This window comes from Candidatus Anaplasma sp. TIGMIC (assembly GCF_028204095.1).
Classification (GTDB): domain Bacteria; phylum Pseudomonadota; class Alphaproteobacteria; order Rickettsiales; family Anaplasmataceae; genus Anaplasma.
The window spans coordinates 30,464-50,403 of record NZ_JAQLOH010000004.1 but is presented as its reverse complement, the minus strand read 5'-3'; the positions used below and the strand labels follow the sequence as shown (position 1 = coordinate 50,403).

The 19,940-nt window shown below is 46.4% G+C and carries 17 protein-coding genes; 3 read left to right on the top strand and 14 right to left on the bottom strand.

What is annotated here, in order from left to right; genetic code table 11:
- Positions 1-207: 207 nt before the first annotated feature.
- A complete protein-coding gene (gene gmk, locus PGW94_RS00920) occupies positions 208-855 on the bottom strand; it encodes a guanylate kinase (protein ID WP_271757629.1) in 648 nt (215 codons plus the stop codon).
- A gap of 337 nt (positions 856-1,192) precedes the next feature.
- On the opposite strand from gmk, the gene ccmC reads away from it, so the two are divergent.
- The 3 genes from ccmC to ruvB are packed head-to-tail and all read left to right on the top strand — an operon-like array spanning position 1,193 to position 3,461.
- Positions 1,193-1,900 (top strand): heme ABC transporter permease CcmC, encoded by a 708-nt coding sequence (gene ccmC / locus PGW94_RS00915; RefSeq protein ID WP_410519511.1) that lies wholly within the window; start codon positions 1,193-1,195, stop codon positions 1,898-1,900.
- Positions 1,897-2,475 (top strand): Holliday junction branch migration protein RuvA, encoded by a 579-nt coding sequence (ruvA, locus tag PGW94_RS00910; RefSeq protein ID WP_271757623.1) that lies wholly within the window; start codon positions 1,897-1,899, stop codon positions 2,473-2,475. Before ccmC ends, ruvA begins: the two co-directional genes overlap by 4 nt.
- Positions 2,476-2,480: 5 nt before the next feature.
- Positions 2,481-3,461: a Holliday junction branch migration DNA helicase RuvB gene (ruvB, locus tag PGW94_RS00905; RefSeq protein ID WP_410519513.1), complete on the top strand. Its 981-nt coding sequence runs from the start codon at positions 2,481-2,483 to the stop codon at positions 3,459-3,461.
- Between the two features lie 1,577 nt (positions 3,462-5,038).
- On the opposite strand, the gene PGW94_RS00900 is transcribed toward ruvB, so the two are convergent.
- The 13 genes from PGW94_RS00900 to PGW94_RS00840 form a co-directional block, all read right to left on the bottom strand.
- Positions 5,039-6,244 carry a multidrug effflux MFS transporter gene (locus tag PGW94_RS00900; protein ID WP_271757617.1) on the bottom strand — a complete coding sequence of 402 codons (1,206 nt, stop codon included), beginning with the start codon at positions 6,242-6,244 and terminating at the stop codon, positions 5,039-5,041.
- A 261-nt stretch (positions 6,245-6,505) separates the two neighbouring features.
- Positions 6,506-7,378 (bottom strand): FAD-dependent thymidylate synthase, encoded by an 873-nt coding sequence (thyX, locus tag PGW94_RS00895; RefSeq protein ID WP_271757614.1) that lies wholly within the window; start codon positions 7,376-7,378, stop codon positions 6,506-6,508.
- The gene (locus tag PGW94_RS00890; RefSeq protein ID WP_271757605.1) at positions 7,379-8,167 is read right to left on the bottom strand and encodes a succinate dehydrogenase iron-sulfur subunit; all 789 of its coding nucleotides are present in this window, start codon (positions 8,165-8,167) and stop codon (positions 7,379-7,381) included.
- A gap of 13 nt (positions 8,168-8,180) precedes the next feature.
- Entirely contained in the window at positions 8,181-9,983 is a 1,803-nt protein-coding gene (gene sdhA, locus PGW94_RS00885) for a succinate dehydrogenase flavoprotein subunit (protein WP_271757638.1), read from the bottom strand.
- 288 nt (positions 9,984-10,271) lie between these two features.
- Positions 10,272-12,008, bottom strand: a complete 1,737-nt coding sequence (locus PGW94_RS00880; protein ID WP_271757603.1) for an ABC transporter ATP-binding protein — start codon at positions 12,006-12,008, stop codon at positions 10,272-10,274.
- Between the two features lie 7 nt (positions 12,009-12,015).
- The gene (locus PGW94_RS00875) at positions 12,016-12,354 is read right to left on the bottom strand and encodes a frataxin domain-containing protein (RefSeq protein ID WP_271757600.1); all 339 of its coding nucleotides are present in this window, start codon (positions 12,352-12,354) and stop codon (positions 12,016-12,018) included.
- Positions 12,355-12,446: 92 nt separating this feature from the next.
- The gene (gene glyA / locus PGW94_RS00870; RefSeq protein ID WP_271757598.1) at positions 12,447-13,721 is read right to left on the bottom strand and encodes a serine hydroxymethyltransferase; all 1,275 of its coding nucleotides are present in this window, start codon (positions 13,719-13,721) and stop codon (positions 12,447-12,449) included.
- A gap of 17 nt (positions 13,722-13,738) precedes the next feature.
- Positions 13,739-14,341, bottom strand: coding sequence for a 50S ribosomal protein L9 (gene rplI / locus PGW94_RS00865; RefSeq protein ID WP_271757596.1), 603 nt, complete (start codon positions 14,339-14,341; stop codon positions 13,739-13,741).
- A gap of 24 nt (positions 14,342-14,365) precedes the next feature.
- Complete coding sequence (rpsR, locus tag PGW94_RS00860) at positions 14,366-14,656, bottom strand: 30S ribosomal protein S18 (RefSeq protein ID WP_271757594.1); 291 nt, start codon at positions 14,654-14,656, stop codon at positions 14,366-14,368.
- 10 nt (positions 14,657-14,666) lie between these two features.
- A complete protein-coding gene (rpsF, locus tag PGW94_RS00855; RefSeq protein WP_271757592.1) occupies positions 14,667-14,996 on the bottom strand; it encodes a 30S ribosomal protein S6 in 330 nt (109 codons plus the stop codon).
- A 76-nt stretch (positions 14,997-15,072) separates the two neighbouring features.
- Positions 15,073-15,675 carry a CvpA family protein gene (locus PGW94_RS00850; protein ID WP_271757590.1) on the bottom strand — a complete coding sequence of 201 codons (603 nt, stop codon included), beginning with the start codon at positions 15,673-15,675 and terminating at the stop codon, positions 15,073-15,075.
- Positions 15,676-15,684: 9 nt separating this feature from the next.
- Positions 15,685-18,282 (bottom strand): TRAP transporter fused permease subunit, encoded by a 2,598-nt coding sequence (locus PGW94_RS00845; protein WP_271757588.1) that lies wholly within the window; start codon positions 18,280-18,282, stop codon positions 15,685-15,687.
- Positions 18,283-18,965: 683 nt separating this feature from the next.
- Positions 18,966-19,109 carry a hypothetical protein gene (locus PGW94_RS00840; RefSeq protein ID WP_271757586.1) on the bottom strand — a complete coding sequence of 48 codons (144 nt, stop codon included), beginning with the start codon at positions 19,107-19,109 and terminating at the stop codon, positions 18,966-18,968.
- Positions 19,110-19,940: the final 831 nt, after the last annotated feature.

The window sequence follows — 19,940 nt, the reverse complement described above, 5'->3', positions numbered from 1 at the left end:
GATGCATCCTCGCAAGTTGCTGGTGAGATGACTGATATGAACCTGGATAACAAGGCTATTGTGGCGGGGCATCTTGCTAAGACTGTTGAAGGTAAAGACCATAGAGCTTTGAACCAAGGTCTGTAGCGGATTTTATGAGCTGGTACTACACCGCACATTTCAAGAAACTACTGCCTGAGCCTGGAAAAATCTCTCACGTGAGGTCGTTCACGCTGTCTGGTCCGGAAAGTTTTCGTCCACAAACCTTTTAAGAAATTTCTGTCTCGATGTCCTTAAGCATTCCGCACTCAGAATATTTCCTATCATCTGGGCGGTTTCTTCAGCATCCTCGTTTATTATTACATAGTCATACTCGTAGCAGTGCGCTATTTCAAACGCGGCGCCGGCTAATCGAGTCTCAACTACAGAATCAGTCCCTCGGTTTCTACCGCATAATCTTCTTCTCAGTTCTTCCATAGAAGGAGGCACTATGAACACGCTCACCACGTGCTCTTGCATCATCTGCATAAGCTTAAAAGCGCCTTGCCAGTCGATGACCAGTAGCGTGTTTATGCCTTTGCTAATGTTGTCCTCAACATACTTACGGGGGACACCGTAGAGATTACCAAAAACCTCTGCATGTTCCAGCATTTCCCCAGAATCACAGCGCCGGTGAAATTCCTCATGTTCAACAAAGAAATAGTCCCTCCCATCTACCTCACCCGCCCGTGGCTTACGAGTAGTCGCGGATATAGATCGCACGATGTTGTAACTCTTGTTGCTTACAAGAATATTGGCAACCGTGGTCTTACCACATCCTGATGGAGATGATAGCACAAGCAACACTCCCTCACTTTTTGGCACCGAATGAGTCAACTGCTATCTCCTTCTGTTACAAGTGATGCTAATACCGTAAAGCACATTTGACCACAAAAACTAACACATGTCACACATGACAGCCCCGACATCTTTATGTGCCATTTATGATAAACCTTTTTTGTGCACGCAATGGCAATGTACCTCTCTACCTGCAAATTTGCTATATCGTGCAACTGTCAAATGTTGCCACACATTGTACCATCCTGTGGCGTGGCGCACACATTGCCACGACATATACTGGACCGCATCTGTGCGTAGTCATTTGGTAACTTGGTATTGTCCTTTGTATGTAACTGTGCTACTTTCTCCCAGTGTGTAGAGCTTGTTTATATGGATGCACGGTTTAGTTCGCTGCTTGCGGTCATCACTGCGGTATATAGTGTGCCTCTGCGCAATCTTTTTGGCTACAGGCCTGTATTTCTCCTTGTTTGCGTCTCCTGAAGACTATAGGCAGGGCGATGTTGTTCGCATAATGTACCTACATGTGCCTTGTGCGTGGATCTCGCTGGGGGCCTACACCGTAATTGCAGCACTTGGCCTTGCCACCTTAGTGAAAAAAGACAGTGCAATGCCCGTAATTGCACGTGCCATAGCACCAGTAGGGGCGTGTTTTACTTCCGTGTGCCTTGTCGCAGGCAGCGTGTGGGGTAAGTACACGTGGGGAACGTGGTGGGTCTGGGATGCACGACTTACGTCTGTTCTCTTACTGCTTTTTTTATTTCTCGGATACACTTCGTTATGGAATGTATTTGAAGACCAGCACCGGGCTGCAAGAACCACAGCGCTTTTCGCTGTCTTCAGTGCTATTAATGTGCCCATAGTTAAGTTTTCTGTGGATATATGGTCAACGTTGCACCAAACTTCCAGCATACTTCGGAAAGGTGGCATTGCTATAGACCCTGCTATGCTTGTTCCCCTGATCACGATGTTTGTAGCGCTTTCGTTACTGTTTGTGGTGCTGGCGATTCTGCGCGTTGACACATTACTGAATAAGAGAGAGACTCAGGCGCTGATGCAGAAGTTTTGCAGTGAACTGCAATGATAGGAACGCTTTCCGGCATAGTGGAAGAAATACTGGACAATGGCATTATTCTGTCAGTAGGTGGGGTCGGCTATATAGTTCATATCTCCTACAGGACCCTACTCCGGTGTAAGCGCGGCGACATGAAGAAGCTTTATATTGAGACTTACGTAAACCGGGAGAACGTTCCTCAGCTTTATGGCTTCGATAACACCGCAGAGCAGCAATGTTTGCGAATGCTGATTAAAGTGAGCGGTATTAATTACAAGACGGCTCTTTCGATACTGGATAGGTTAACACCAGATCAGTTGTTCTCAGCAATCGTGAACGAAGACAAGGCGGCACTGAAGGTGGGTGGCATAGGTGATAAACTGACAAACAGAATTTTTACAGAGCTTACTCCAATAATACAAAAACTTGAATTTAACCCCACCTTGGCTAAGAGATCACCACACGCTGAAGAAAATGACGCAATTTCCGCACTTTTGGGCCTTGGATATGAAAAAACACGAATATTGGACGCGCTGGGAAAAGTTGGAACAACACATAGTTTATCTGATACAGTGCGTTATGCGCTTAAAGAGCTTACAAAGTGACTGAACTGTTACACGAAAACGATGCTTTGCCAGAGGATGAGCGTAATTATTCCCTGCGCCCAAGTTTGATAGAAGAGTTTGTTGGGCAAAGCAAGATCGTAGAAAATCTCAAGGTGTTTATAAAATCCGCATACGAGCGGCGTGCACCATTGGACCATGTGCTTCTATATGGCCCTCCGGGGCTAGGTAAAACCACGTTGGCACACATCATCGCAAAGGAGCTTAAAGTTAATTTCCGCGCTACTTCGGGACCACTACTAAGCAAAGCTGGAGATCTTGCTGCAATATTGACAAACTTGCAAGCAATGGACGTTCTGTTTATCGATGAAATCCACCGACTGAACAGAAATATCGAGGAGATATTATACTCCGCCATGGAAGACTGCTGCCTAGATATTGTTGTTGGGGAGGGCTGCGGAGCACGTACCCTACGTATAGATCTACCTGCTTTTACTTTAATTGGGGCTACCACGAGGTTTGGTCTCATCTCTAATCCACTCCGAGACAGATTTGGCATACCCCTGCATCTTGAATTCTATACCGTAGCAGAATTGATACTTGTGATTAAACGCGCTGCACATGTTATATGTACGAATATTGATGACAGTGGCGCATATGAGATCGCTTCTCGATCACGTGGCACTCCACGGATAGCATTACGCCTGTTTAGGAGAGTACGCGACTTTATGACAGTTGAGAAATATTACTGCATAGACTCAGCTTTTGCCGACACGGCTCTGCAGAATCTTGGAGTGGACAAGGCAGGTCTTGATAAGATGGATATAAAGTACCTCTCATTCATCTACGAAGCTAAAAATGCTGTCGGTATTGACACAATTGCCGCAGCTTTGTCAGAAGATGTAGGCAATATTGAAGAGACCATTGAACCTTACCTGCTAAAAATCGGCTTCATTCAACGTACGCCTCGCGGAAGGATACTCACGCCCAAGGCGCTGGAGTACCTCATGAATCAGCAGTATGTGTAAAGCGGCACGTTGTTTTATTTCACAAAGTGCGAATACAAACTTTTAACATAAGCTATGTCATTATTTGGTTCACGGTGCCAGCGGGCTATCTAAATAACAACCTGTATTGCTTTCCAGTAATTGCATGCGGCATCGCCCGCTCACATATCATGTAGTGATAGGCAAAAGTTAGATCTTCGGACTAGCCCGCTGCTGTTCTCGTGTAATGAGACCGCAAAACCGCATTAAAATGCGAAGACTGCACCTACTGTTACAATCACGTGTAACAAGATAAAACCCGTATATGAAGAAACTAAGAGCCCTAACAGCATTACCTGCGCGTTTAGAAGCTTACATGCAATGCGTGTGTTCGCGTATCCATGCTGTGGCTTCAGTACGTTATAACAGCCTCACAGCAATGCATATATGCTAACCAATAAGCCACTTACAAACTACCGCGGCGACCATTGCACATGTTAAAACTCTTTGTACTGCTTATGGATATAGAAGTGCCGTGCTGCATTCGTTACAAAAAAATGTAGAAATTCGGTGGACAACAAAAATAGTCCATACGCGATTATGGCATCAAGTGAAGCGCATAAGGCCATTTCGCCATCATATATACATCTGCATGTTTTGTAGCCTTTACCATTCCAGGCAAGGTTATAAATTTTTGTATTATCCATCAGTAATTCTTACACTGTCACGAAGCTTGTATGAGCTTCCACAACGAACTATAAAAGCTGTGTTATATGCAGAATGTCCCACATATAAACAAGCACCCTAAGGCTGACTAAAGAATGGTCGGCCCAGTGTGCCCTTTCCACATGCAATTTGCGTAGTGTTTCTGAGCTTGAAAAATGTCGATAGAAAACAAAACTCTGTTTCGTATCATATCGCACATATTGTTTGCAGTCGCGGTAATGCCACAGCACCACGCCAGCTTTGATAGAAGCAGACTGAATACATAAATTTACGGGCGCAATATGTGCCAATACAAGCATTCGTAGTCATAGTCTCATACCGTACGTCTGCATAATAATACCAACGTTGGGAAACATGAAAATTTTGGTCTCAGTGTGCGAGCAAGTGGAGATATTCATAATCAATAAGCACTACTAGAGACACGCTACACATACTTGCGAACGGGTTGACCTTTCGCTCACAGTCTTGCTACTAAGATGCTGCTTATTCTACTAGCCCTACCAAGACAAACAATAATGCACTAAACATATGAATTCGCCATAACGCAAAACTCTCTGCAGCTGGTGAACACAGGAGAAGACTGATAAGGTACATGATTGTACACTTCGTGCCATATCACAGTTCTGGTTGCCTCGGTTACTGGACGAACTACATAACCTCATCACAGTACCATTGCGTTCATCCAGATGGTTGATAACAGGGATACGGTGAGATAATGACGCGCAGTCCTCGTCGGAGTGCGTAAAACAAAATTCGCGACAAGTTGTGGGCATGTAACGTTGAGACAAACCTCTACAATCGGTGCAGTGCCTTTGGAAAACTCCTGTGCAGTATATGCAGTTTCACCTGTAGGGGATAACTCATGAACGCACCGCGTCACACCAATACTGCTGCTAGCTAGAAGCTTCTTTCAGCTTTTTGTCACATTTCGTGAGTAAACACAAAATGAGACCACATGTAATACAGCAGACTATTGGCAAAATCGCTACTGGAACAACAGTTCCATTGTAAAACTTACCCACAATGTATATTCCTGCCGCACCAAACACTGTTTGCTCACACAGTATGAAAGCCGACGCCACACCCTTATTACTTACCTCGCTGAATGCAGTGGCAACACTATTGATTGTCACAAATGCGACCCCAAACGACGATGGTACCCATATGAGCTCTATGAACCAAGGATTTAGAAGTTCTGGGAGTAGGTAACTACATATAATGACTACAATATCCGGCACCATAACAAGTACAAGGCCCATCACTATAATCCAGCGCATTCTGGCACGGCCTAGAAGCTGCCGGTTGACGAAAGTACCGCAAATATAGGCCACAACACTTATGGCCACTAAGTAACCATAGTGGCGCACGGGTAAATCCATTCCCTCTATAAAAACAAACGGTAAATTTGCAAGCGATGCCCATACCCACATAATAGTAAGACCCTGGATACACGCATACCCCAAAAACTTGCAATTCTTGAACAGTGCAGCGTATTCGGTGACAACAGATCGACAGGACAGGTGCGTTTGGCGACTCTTTGTAGTTTCCGGCAAACAAATGAAGAGCGTTAGCAAAAGGACTATGGCACTTAACGCTACGATAACAAACAGGAGCTGCCATCCGTATCCCCATGCTATGGCATAGCTGCCTATTATTGGCCCCGCCACAGGAGATAGAGATACTACCATGTTTACGATAGATAAGTTCCTGGCCGCGTCCTCCCCAGTATATACATCATTGATGATCGCATATCCCACGACGCCTGCAACTCCGGCACCTAACCCTTGCAAAAATCTCAGTGCTATTAGTACTCCCATGTTAAGTGCGAAACAGCACCCAATGCTTGAAAGCAGAAAAATGGCTATACCGCACAACATTACTGGCCTGCGACCGTAGTGATCAGATACCGGGCCATACACCAAACCTGATAGCGAACCACCAAGCAAGTTTAAACTCACAGTGAGCTGCACAACTGTATGCGGTACACCAAAATACGCGCCGATATGCGGAAGGCTTGGAATGTACATGTCATACGACACATCACAAATCGTTATAGTCATGATAACAAGCGCCAATATCAGCGTCTCTCGAACTAGCATAGTAGCAAAACTCCCTAAACTAAACGTACACCAGCACCCAACGCACATTAATCCACTATGCGGCAGCGCTTGATCTTAGGCACATCAGTTGAACATTACCATACGTCGTAAACAGCAAAGCATTCCAGCATGCACCCGAAGATTGATACCAGAGAATTGGCAGTACTGCACCCGATGCTCATGCAGAATAGCACTTAGATTCGCACCACGCACCTATGATCGGAAAATACTTTTGGAAATAACACCAAAATTCTAAGCGTACTAACGGCTTTGTTCTGGAAACAAGGTTTCCATAAGCTCATCCCATTCCCGCTTGCCCATCCCAGTGTCTTCCCTAGCAACCTTTTCGCCACTCAAAAGTCTGCGTATGACACACAGAGCACTCCTGGACAGCGTCTTAGACTCCAAACAATACTCCTCAAATGCCTGATGCGTTATGGGGACCCACATAGCTACGATTTCACGGATTTTCTCTGCATACGCACGAAGTTCATACTGTGCGCCACTGCCCGACCGCAGCATAACGAACCTCAACAGATTGTGAAGGTCAGTCTTCCAGTACCAGTGTGTATAACAGTTCAAAGTGAGACTCATCCTCGCTAATTCCCTAGCAAGACCCTGATCGAGCATTGACTCGTAACTTGCATACATGCGGTCAGAATTATCTTTAAAAAGATCTATAATCCCTCGAGCCACCTCCGGAGCCAATGGAGCCCCCCTGCCCTGAGCATTGTTCATTGATTGCTCAGCCACCTCGTGCTCCTCGGGAATATAAAACTCATTTTCCACAACAGAATATCTAGCAGAACATTCATTTATATTAGCGGTCCTGTGCCTGACCCACTGGCGCGCAACAAAAATCGGAAGCTTTACGTGGAATTTTATTTCACACATCTCAAAAGGCGACGTGTGCGCATGTCTCATAAGATACCCTATAAGCGCAGTATCCTGACTCAACTTCTTCGTGCCCTTGCCATAGGAAACACGAGCAGCTTGCACTATGGACGCATCAGAGCCCATATAGTCAACGACCCTAATAAACCCCCGATCCAGCACCTTGTGCTCTTCGTACAATATGTCCTCAAGCGCCGGCACAACCACACGTCTAGTGCGCCCTTCTAACTCACCCTCCATCTATAGCTCCAGCCCCCTCACCATCATTTGTTTTATCTTTGCTATTGCCTTAGCCGGGTTTAGATCCTTCGGACATGTTTTTGTGCAGTTCATGATCGTATGACACCTGTACAATTTAAACGCATCCGCCAAAAACGCCAACCTCTCATTTGCTGCCGTATCCCTGCTATCTATTAACCACCTGTATGCCTGTAGCAACGCCGCGGGCCCCAGGTACTTATCTGCGTTCCACCAATAACTCGGGCAACTCGTACTGCAACACGCACATAGTATGCAGTCGTAGACTTTATCCAGTTTACTCCTATCCTCTATGCTCTGAAGATGCTCTTCTTTATCTGACCGCGCACCGTCAGATTTTAACCAAGGACTGATAGATTGATACTGCTTGTAAAAATTGCTCAAATCCGGCACCAAGTCCTTAATAACGTCCATGTGAGGCAGCGGAAATATCTTCACATCGCCCTTAATATCAGAGATGTACTTAGTGCACGCAAGAGTGTTCGTGCCATCGATATTCATCGCACATGAACCACATATTCCCTCACGACACGACCTTCTAAATGTCAAAGTAGTATCGCATTCGTTCTTGATTTTGATCAGCGCATCAAGAACCATCTGCCCGCATTTGTCCAGATCTATGTAAAAGGTATCTATCCTAGGATTCTCATCACTATCTGGAGACCACCTGTATATCTTGAAACACCTAGTGCGCTTCGCCCCGCCAGATGCATCGTGAACTTTACCATTCGGATTGACCTTGGAGTTTCTTGGCAAAGAAAACTGAACCATTTCTAACTCCTAATTAATAAACTCTTTTCTGAGGAGGAAAATACTCCACCTCGTCCGTCAAAGTATGAGCATCTACTTCCTTGTAATCTATTGTAACATCATAAGTATCAGAGTCATACCAGGCCATGGTATGTTTCATCCAATTCTCATCATCACGTTCAGGAAAATCTTCGCGTGCGTGCGCCCCCCGGCTTTCCAGACGGTTTGCTGCACAATCCATTGTAACAACAGCCTGAGGCATCATGTTTGTGAGCTCCAGAGCCTCAACCAGGTCACTGTTCCAGATCATACTCCTATCCGTAACAGAAATATCCTTCATTAACGATGCAACTTCACGAATCTTGCTCTTTCCTTCATTCAATACCTCAGCAGTACGGAAAACCGCCGCATGCTCTTGCATTACGTGCTGCATCCTGCTACGAATCTCCGCAACCCTGTGAGCACCGCTAGAATAACGCATCCTGTCAAATCTATCTACAATGCCCTCTTCAAGTGCCTTCTTGATAGGAGGACAAAGCGAACCAGGCTGGATGATCTCCTTAGCCCGCAACGCTGCAGCTCGCCCGAAAACTACCAGATCTAGTAGAGAATTGGACCCCAAACGATTCGCTCCATGCACCGATACACACGCTGCCTCACCAATCGCAAACAGACCCTTAAGCACACTATACGAAGAACCATCCCTCAATGCCACAACTTCCCCATGGTAGTTAGTAGGGATGCCGCCCATATTGTAGTGCACCGTAGGTAGAACAGGAATAGGTTCTCGCGTAACATCAACGCCAGCGAATGTCCTCGCAGTTTCACTAATACCAGGCAGACGCTCCTGTATTACCTTAGGATCTAAGTGGGCTATAGACAAATATATGTGGTCTTTCTTTTCGCCGACACCTCTACCTTCTCGAATCTCCATAGTCATAGACCTACTCACAACATCGCGCGAAGCTAGGTCTTTAGCTTTCGGAGCATACCGCTCCATAAACCTTTCACCAGCGGAATTTAACAAATATCCGCCCTCACCCCTGCAGCCCTCCGTCATCAAGCAGCCGGAACCGTATATTCCTGTAGGGTGAAACTGTACAAATTCCATATCCTCAAGAGGCAACCCGGCTCTTGCAGCCATACCTCCACCATCTCCCGTACATGTATGCGCACTTGTCGCGGAAAAGTATACTCGCCCATACCCACCAGTAGCCAAAACAACCGCATGTGACCTAAACCTGTGTAAAACTCCATCACACAGTGACCACGCCATAACGCCATGACACGCGCTACCATCTTCGCTCATCAACAGGTCTATAGCAAAGTACTCAACGAAAAATTTTGCATTGAACTTAAGTGACTGCTGATACAAAGCGTGCAATATCGCATGACCAGTTTTATCTGATGCAGCACATGTTCGTACCGCAGGTTTACCCTTGCCATACTCAGTGGTCATACCACCAAAGGGGCGTTGATATATTTTACCTTCCTTAGTTCTTGAAAAAGGCACGCCATAGTGCTCAAGCTCAACCACAGCCTGCATAGCGTTCTTACACATGTACTCTATAGCGTTCTGGTCCCCCAACCAGTCAGAACCCTTCACAGTGTCGTACATGTGCCACCGCCAGTCGTCCTCAGTAACGTTACCTAAAGCTGCACTTATGCCGCCCTGCGCTGCAACGGTGTGACTACGTGTTGGAAAAACCTTGGTAACACAGGCAACTGACAGACCAACTGCTGTCATGCCCATAACCGCCCGGAGCCCAGCTCCACCCGCACCTACAACCACCACATCATATTCGTGGTCTACGATTTCGTACGCGGGCACGGACATCCCTAACACAAAGACAAAACAGGAAACTACTCTCAGGCTACCATATCCACCCATGTAGTCAACACAACTTTGAATTCTTAATAGATATGGAACATATCATGGCAATTGGATTGTAGTAATCATGCCAATGTTTATGCTATATAGCGCACATGCTGTATACGTAAGCGTTCAGCAATCCCGCAAATCGCCCTCCAACGCTCATTAAGATTCACATAAGTTTGTCGCAAGCTTATAATCTTGTACGAAACCACGTTTCAGAACAATACCTACGTATATCGCAAAAGGTACCTACGCTCCCGCACCTACCATGCCAACCTTGTGCTGAAGCTTAAATAGCCCGGCATAAAGGCTATTATCGTCAGCCATCAGTTCATCGTGCGTGCCAACTTCCTGTATGACCCCATTGTTCAAGACCACGATCTTATCGGAATCAACCACAGTGGCAAGCCTGTGCGCAATTGTTATTGTCAACTTGTCTTTCATCAGTTCCCGAAGAGTATCGTACACTTTGCTCTCGCTATTGGCGTCTAAAGCGGATGTCGCTTCATCAAGTATTAAAACCTCAGGGCGTCTAAGTATGGCCCTTGCCAAGACAATCCTCTGCTTTTGGCCTTCGGACATAAATATCCCTTTTTCGCCAACAAAGGTGTCGAATTTCTCTGGCAGACCAAAGATAAAGTCAGCAATGTTGGCACCCTCGACTGCATCACGTAACTGCTCCTCAGTGTAATCCTGAAGACCGTACGTTAAATTCTCCAATATGGTGCCGGAAAATATTGCAGGGCACTGCGGAACCACACAGAAAAAAGATCTCAGGCTCTTCAAAGAAATATTCCTAATATCAACACCATCTATAGTGATACTACCAGTGCTAACATCATAATACCTCAGCAACAGGTCAACTATCGTGCTTTTACCAGTACCAGAATAGCCTACAAAAGCGATTTTCTCCCCCTTTTTCATGGACAGACTTACGCCCTTAAGAACTGGCTCAGCCCTGTTGGTATATGCAAAAGTCACGTCATTAATACTCACGGACTCTTCCACTTTAAAAACATCTACACATCCGGCAGAATCCGCAATACACGGATCAACGTTTAGCAGCTTAGTAATATCCTCCGTTATCCCCACAGCTTTTTGCAGATCATGTATATTATCACCCAGACCATTTACGGCCCCTGCCGCGAGCGCGGAATAAAAAATGAACGACAGTAAGGTGCCAGCACTCATGCTATGTTCCGCCACAGCCCTGATGCCTACCCACAGAACTAGCCCTACCGATGTGGTTACTGAGGCTATGATTAAGGTAACCAAAAACGCCCTGAGTATAACGTGTTTCCCTTCGGCCTTCGCGACACTTTCCAACAAACAAGCAAACTTTTTACGCACTATCTCCTCCGCCGAAAGAGACTGTATCTCCCACGTCATGGAGCAGGTCTCTTCACCAAAATGCGCAAGTTCGTCCGTCTGCTTACGTAGCAATAACCCGGATCGTTTAACCCTCTTACCTAAAAAGGCCACTATTATGAGTAACACTGGCAACACAAGCGCAATGCGCGAGGTTAGCTGAAAGTTCGTATGTACGAGCATAACCATGCTGCTGGCCAACACAGTTATGTTACGAAATATCACCAATACACTGCCGTTCAACACTGCGCCAAGAGCTGCGGTATCAGCCATAAGTCGCGTCATCAGCAAAGATGTACTAAAGCTTTCTAATTCCGCTGGAGACAAACTGACTATTTTATCATAGAGCTTGTGCCGCAAATCCCGCACCACACACGAGGCACCCTTGCCACACAGCCAAATACGTAAAAATGAACCTTTCGCAATTATAAAAATTAATAGCAGAACCCAAAAGAAGGTGCCCAAGCTTGCCGAAGCATTGCCAAATAGTCCCGTATCAACTATGGCACTCAGGCCCTTACCAAATGCCAATATGGCGCCAGAAGTGACCAATACGACAAGGTAGGCAAACAAAAAGTACCGCTTGTAGGGCTTGATATAAGAGAGCAGAATCCTCATGCGATACCTACTCCTCAGCGAGGCCAAAAATGGCGATCACTTCCTGCCTGACAAAGTCAGCCAGCTCGCGCTTATCGCGACAGTCCCACCAAAGGTCTTTGTCCGGATCATAACTGAAACGCACAGATCCACTACATGGTGACGCCACCCATATCTGCGCAGAAGGGGCATGCCAGCTTACTAAATACACAACGCCACATCCCGATATCTCAACAATACTGCCATCGCTATCACAGCACACAGCCGCTCCAGCAGAATCCACCATCGCCTCTACCATCATGAGGATGGAGTCCAACATACTACTTGCCGCTGCATGCATGCCAGAACCCGAATTTTCGCTTACCATGGAAACTCTCGACAGTAAAAAACACCAAACAAGTTACCTGGCAACGTGCATGCCCTTCCAAAATCGCTACCCACAACAAGACGTCGCAGCGATCATCCCCATAAATACGGTATAGGTCTGACAAGGCTAGCAACCTCTTTGCGGACTTCTTCCTCAACCACTGACATATCTTCACTGCCACCGGATATGGCGTTCACAATCCTCAACACAAGGCCACCAATTCTCTCAAATTCTGCAGTACCAAGACCTCTAGAAGTTTCAGCAGCAGACCCGAGTCTAATACCAGATGTTACCCATGGCTTTTCTGTGTCAAAAGGAACCGCATTCTTGTTGCACACTATACCAGCCCTCTCAAGAGAGGATGACACGTCACGACCTGTCACACCCTTAGACCTCAAATCCACAACCACCATGTGACTATCAGTGCCACCAGTTACAACTCCCAATCCGCCATCAACCAACACATTAGCCAGAGCTCGCGAATTATCCAAGATTTTACTTACGTATACCTTAAAGTCGGGCTTCAATGCCTCGCGAAATGCTACAGCCTTAGCGGCAATAACGTGCATCAGTGCGCCTCCCTGCATTCCAGGGAAAACTGCAGACCTTATCCTTTTGTGTATATCTTCGTCATCTGTCATGATAACACCACCCCTAGGTCCACGCAGTGTCTTATGAGTAGTAGACGTAACTACATGCGCATACCCGAAAGGTGACGGATAACACCCACCTGCTATAAGACCTGAATAGTGCGCAATATCCGCAAGAAAGTACGCACCTACCTTATCAGCTATGGCTCTGAAGGCCTTGAAATCTATCTGCCTTGGATAAGATGACGCCCCAGCTATAATAAGAGCAGGCTTAACCGACAGCGCTATACTTTCGATCTCCTCCATATCGAGGAGATTTGTTTCTCGGCTGACATTGTACGGAACAGCATTAAACCACTTTCCAGAAACGTTGGGCGCAGCACCATGAGTCAGATGCCCACCTGAGTCCAAAGACATACCAAGAACTGTATCACCCGGCCTCAAAAGCGCCATGAACACCTGCTGATTGGCTTGAGAGCCAGAGTGCGGCTGAACATTGGCGTACTTACACCCGAACAACTCACACAAACGCTCCACCGCAAGACGTTCCGCAACGTCAACTTCTGAACACCCACAGTAGTATCTACTACCAGGATACCCCTCGGCATACTTGTTTGTGAGCACTGAACCCTGTGCCTGAAGAACAGCACGACTCACAAAATTCTCAGACGCTATCATCTGTAACGTAGTGTTCTGCCTATTTAACTCGGCAGACAGACAATTAGCTATCTCAACATCACACTCTCCTATATCGGCGTCGCCAACATACCCTACCATAAATCCTCTCACATGACCTACGACGCACTCTCTTCTTCGCTATCAGCTCCAGAATCAACCGCACCTATACCACTATCTTCGTCTGTCACTGCCGGCTGCTCTTCAGCTTTAGCGGCAGCATCAACCTTACTCTTCCTGTCGCGCGCAATGTTGAGTTTAACCACCTCAGCATCTGCCTCGTTTTTAACAACGTGCAGTTTCACCACGGAGACCAAGTCTGCATGAAGCTCTACGTTTATGTCGTATTCGCCCACACGCTTTATCACCTCACCAAAGAACACTTCCTTTGGCTGCACAGAATAACCAATACCATTCAGCAACTTCGCAACATCTCGTACGGTTACTGAGCCAAAAAGTCTGCCATCATCTGAAGCCTGGCGCACCATAATAAGACACTCAGCTTCAAGCGCACGCGCAACCCCTTCAGCCTCTTCAAGCTTTTGCCTACTCTCGCTTTCCATAGCAGCAAGCTTTTCTGACAAAAGCTCCATATTACGCTTTGTCGCTCGTACTGCCTTACCATCTGACAACAGATATCTCGCATACCCGGGCTTAACCTGAGCAACCTCCCCCGCCTTGCCTAGCCCTCTTATGCTAGACTTAAGTATTACTGACAACATCAAAAAGACCCATATTTCACTAATTTAGCAATAAGGAAGCAATGCAAGAAACCTAGCCCTTTTGATCGCCCGCGCAAGCAGCTTCTGCTTTCTTGCTGACACAGATGTAATCCTACTCGGCAGAACCCTACCGTATTCAGAGACAAATTTTGAAAGCAAGGCCTTATTCTTGTAGTCTATGTCCGCATCTGGACACTGCGCCAAAGGACAAGATCTAGATTTCCTGAAATAAGGTCTCTTAAGATAAACCAAGGGAGAATACGAACTACCTGTCGACTCCGAATCCCCACTACGCCTTTTACCTCCACTAGACACAGAAAACCTCCTAATCTTGATCTGAACCCATCATGGCGGAACGCCCCTCTGGGACCTTATCCACCTTTAAACACAAAAATCTCAACACATCTTCATTGAGTTTTATCTTACGCTTAAACTCATCCATTGCCGCTGGCCCCGCACGCACGTACATCATGCAGTAATGCCCCTTATTATTTTTCGCAATGCTATAAGCAAAATCCATAAGGCCCCAGTACTCATACTTCACGAGCTCGCCACCAAGCTTGACCAACAATGCAGTCAAACCTTTAGCAAGTCCCTCAAGTTCGTACTGAGTAAGACCCTGCTGTGCTATAAAAGCAAACTCGTAAAAAGGCACTACGAAACCCCCATGAACAAAAAAATCCTCACGGGTATTATATACAACAGCAGGACACAATCAAGAAATATAACGCCTATACACCGTCTGCATACCCAATAGATGTGGCTAGGCGACTTGCACGCTTTTTCTCAAGCAACTCTCGCGCAATAACCGTAATTTTTTCATACGTCTGGTCCGAGATGGAACTGCCTATGTATTCACTGGCAACAGAAAAGACATTGTACGAGTAAGTATCAACAAACCACCCGGGAAGCTCAATCTGAGAGCCCGCCTCTTCATCCACAGATGGGGGCGCAAACACGTACAGAAAAGTTTCCATAACAAAAAACAAAAAGTACGAGGCCACAAGACCTTTTGCCACACCCACAATAGACCCCGCAGTCTTGTCTAAAAGGCTATGCCGTAGTGGTGAGAGCACCCTTACTATGACACTGTTCGCAAGAATAGCGCACGTCATGGCACAAACAAATACAGTAACGCCGGAAAATACATTGGCCAATGCCTCCGAGTGAACCCGCGCACTGTACATGTCACTAAAGTAATCACTGTACTCTGCAGTAATGCAAACCACAGCAACCATGCCCGCTATACCGAACACTTCCTTAACGAAGCCCCGTATAAGGCCCAGAACCATCAACAGTAGCACCACCAGCATTACTGTAATGTCCAAAACCATTGTAGCACCCTATCGTACAACGCCGTCTTTGCTGCGTGACTGGAGCAACGCCAATATCATTAGCATAAAGAACGCCACGATACTCACGTAGTAGCCGTTTACGTTCTTCCTGGTCACGACTAAGCCTGTGACTTCGTCACCTGCATCCATGTCATCGTGAACGTAACCCCCTTTGATAGTGTCAAACACTATCCATCCCTTGGGGGTGGGATCAAGAAGCACGCCTATAGCATCCTTCAGCATTTTCTCTACACTACCTTCAAACCTTTCCCTGATAGGTACTGTCACAAATCCGCTATTGACTACACTGCCCACAGATCTGTCAAAATTGACTCTAACGGTATCTCCCCTATTCAGCATAACTACTTCCTCGTCAAAAGGAATATCGGCACTATTGTTACTAACTAGACTGGAGATGTAATTCGGCGCCATGAGCATAAATGCTATAGCTACCAGTATTATTGACTCGTAGTACTTATTTCGCCTCAGGAAGTACCCTTGCATCCCCATAGAGAGCACTATTATTCCGAATAACGCGAGCACGATGTCTATCGCCGCCTTCCAAATATTTTCAACGCCGTACAATATGACGTTATTGTTGAACACAAATATGAAAGGAATTGCCATAGTCTTTATGTTGTACCAAAAAGACTGCATCCCCGTCTTGAAGGAATTAGCCCTAGCTATAGCCGCAGCTGCGTACGATGCAATACCTACCGGCGGTGTAACATCAGCCATCAATCCAAAGTAAAATACAAACAAGTGCAATGCTATAGGAGAAGTCAGCATACCATTCTTGTGCACTATGGCACTAAGAACAGGCACCACCAACGTCGATACTATGATGTAGCATCCTGTGGTAGGCATACCCATACCAAGTACGATGCATATCGCGGCCGTAATAAGCAGAGCTATAAATACGCTATTTCCAGCCAGGACATCCACAAACGACCCCATGGCCAAACCAAACCCAGTTAGCCCTACTATGCCCACAACTATTCCAGCAGTTGCAGTGGCTACAGCAATGGGAAGCATGTTCTTGGAGCTTGTTAGCATAGCAGAACATATTTTACACAAACCCGCTTTCAGAGCCGGTAATATGCCAGAGAAATCTCTACTGCGGACAGAAGTAACAACACCCTCGATTAACAACATGTACATGAGGAACATATTTGTCCAGAAGCATGCCAGTGAGGACGAAACTCTTTCCACCACCAAGGACCATACTAGGATTATTACTGGAATAAAGTAATGCAGACCTTGCTTAAAGATTTCCCACCCACTTTCCTTGGGATCGCTAATAGATTCGACATCAACACCATCGTGCAGCCTTGCGCCGCTCTCAGGTCTGTATACCAGCACCGCAATATAGACTGCTGCCAAAATGACCGCAATAGCATATATGCTCGCTCCGTGGAAAATATCCTTCACCCCAGGGATGTGAAACGCCCCTATAGTGAGCCCATCAATAACCACATGGATAAACCCAAACAACATAACAAGAGAAGTTACGCACAGACCAATACGCAACAGCATCATAGGTATTGCTCTTCCCTTGCTGCAGCTCGTCTTCTCCACATTATGGAGCCTTTGAGCTTCAAAATGCACTATAACCAACAAACCTATGTACACCATAAGTGCTGGAATCAGCGCATGCTTGACAATGTCGGAATATGGCAATGCCAAAAACTCTGCCATCAAAAACGCAGCGGCGCCCATCACCGGCGGCGTTATCTGCCCGTTTATCCCAGCAGATACCTCAATTGCAGCAGCTTTTTCTGGGCTCATGCCCATTTTTTTCATAAGAGGAATAGTAAATGATCCAACAGTTATAGTGTTCGCCACTGACGAACCGGACATCATGCCCATAAACCCAGACCCTATAACAGCAGCCTTTGCAGGACCGCCAACAGATCCTCTAAGTAGCGCAAACGAGAGCTTCATGAAGAAGCCACCAGCTCCAGCTTTGTCCAGAAGTGTACCAAACAGCACATACAGAAAGACAAAATTACACGACACCCCTAACGCAACGCCAAATACACCCTCAGAACTTAGCCACTCATGCGAGACAATTGAGGCAATGTCGTGCCCTCTATGAGCAATGACATCTGGGATAATATGCCCAAAAGCCGCATACAACAGGAACAAGCTTGCCACAACAACTATAGGGAACCCTATTGCACGCCTTGCGGCTTCCAAAAGAAGCACCATACCGCAAACTGCCGCCGCGATGTCAAGACTGTTAGGCATAGCTACCCTAGCAGCTAACCCATCATAAAACGCTATGACGTACAAAACGGATCCCGCGGCCAAGATGGCACAAACCCAACCTATTAGCCCAGCGCTCCCTTCCTTAACCTCACGTTTAATAGGAGGTATAACTAAGAACAGCAAAAATAATGCGAATGACAAATGCACAGCCCTTGCTTTCAAGCCCGTAAGCACCACACCGTCGAGCCCATATTGAGAAGCCAACCAAAACGGCAGCGGTGATGCTATGAACAGCTGAAAGAAGGCCCATAAAAACTCTACACACCCAACGGTATACCGCTCGGCTGCTAAACCAGCCCCGTGTCCGGGGTTATCTATAATCTGACGAAGTTTCATACCTTCAGTAATTTACTAAATACCTTACCATTAGCCCTAGCATGCTCACATATCATTACAGAGACATGCAGTCAATTAAAATGACCATGTCGAATATTCTCTACTACAGCCTCATAGCACACACATACCACGCAGACGATATACACGCGATTGCCATCACTACTCTGGAGAATAACCAGGAGACATTCCTACTCAAACTTAGAAGTCATAACAACACGCAATAGCACACCCATCCCCCAAAAACGATATCTACCTTGTCACCACATAAACACACTCGTTTAGGATACCGCGAAGTGGAAAAATGTTGAAACATAAGTTAAGGCAGCTTCAGGAAGCGTACACTTTGGGTAAGATATCGTGATAATACAATAGCCGCATGTGCTAGACCTCACACAACCAGCAGCCCTTGATAAAGCGCAAAAACAATTCTTCAGAGCTCCAGCCGCACTTCCGACAGCGAGCGATTTTTTATGAAATTATGGCCACAATTTGGTGATACTACACCAGAAAAAACCTTACCGCGGATGCGGATAGCGCATAACATTAATCGCCATTATCGCATTAAAATCACCACAAACCACTGCAACATACCTGCGATGCCAATACATGTTAACTCTAGAGTACCCAACACTCTATGTGTTGGTTAAACCGCCGCCACAGCGTATTTGCGATATTTCTTAACCTCAGAGATCTCTGCAAATTGCATCATTCCTGGAAATGTTGCTGATGATCTTCAGAGCGGCTAACCCGGACGTAACACTGCACCGCCATTCTCTCGTTAGAGGCATAAAGGCTGCCTTTGCCGCCTCATTGTCAAGTCTTACCACAATCACCCAAAGTCCTACATAAGCTATAGGTTCTATGCAGCACAAACAAAAAACACCCGTTTTTGCTCCTGATGATGGCTACCGCACCTAAAAGGCACTTGCAAACAGACTAATCCCACATTGACGCGATCATAACTCTGTACCAGCCATCAGCGCGCAGACGTGCCGGAAATAGGATGTCGTTAATCGCACTTGCTACCTATCCAAAGCTCAGGAAGACATGTGGCGTGACCACCGGCAGACTACCGAACCATCTACGACATAACCGCGCGGTACCTGCGGGTCAGCTAAATCCACAACATCTGCAACTCGTGATTTTTATAACCACCATGCACAAGGATCTACATATACTCAGACAAGGCTCGGGCTCAAGATACAGACCTGCGCCCAGGAAGCTCCGAAAGAAATTCTTTTCTAATCCATCTGAATATACGTCCTACAGCTGCAAATATGGCGCATGGCCACCAATACAGCCAAAGCGCTATAACCTAGTGCCACAAAAAACAGGAAGTAATATCTAAGCATCCTGCCAGGTGGAAAAGAGCGGTCACATGTAAACCGTGCGTCGCCCGTTAGTAACTACATAACAGTTTTTGCGATCACATACACGTGAGTTCCGGCCGGAACGAAGCACAACACGGTATGCAAGAGCACAAGTAAGTTTTGCATTCTGCCTCGTGCACTGGAAGCGTACCATCAGAACCTTGAGCGGCTATGGTCAAGAGCACTGTTTTTCACACGTATCAGACGCGTTACGTCCCCAACCGCGCGGGCTTCCATTGCGCTATGTATGGACAAGCAAGCCTTTTGGGCGTGGTATATGTGGTTTTA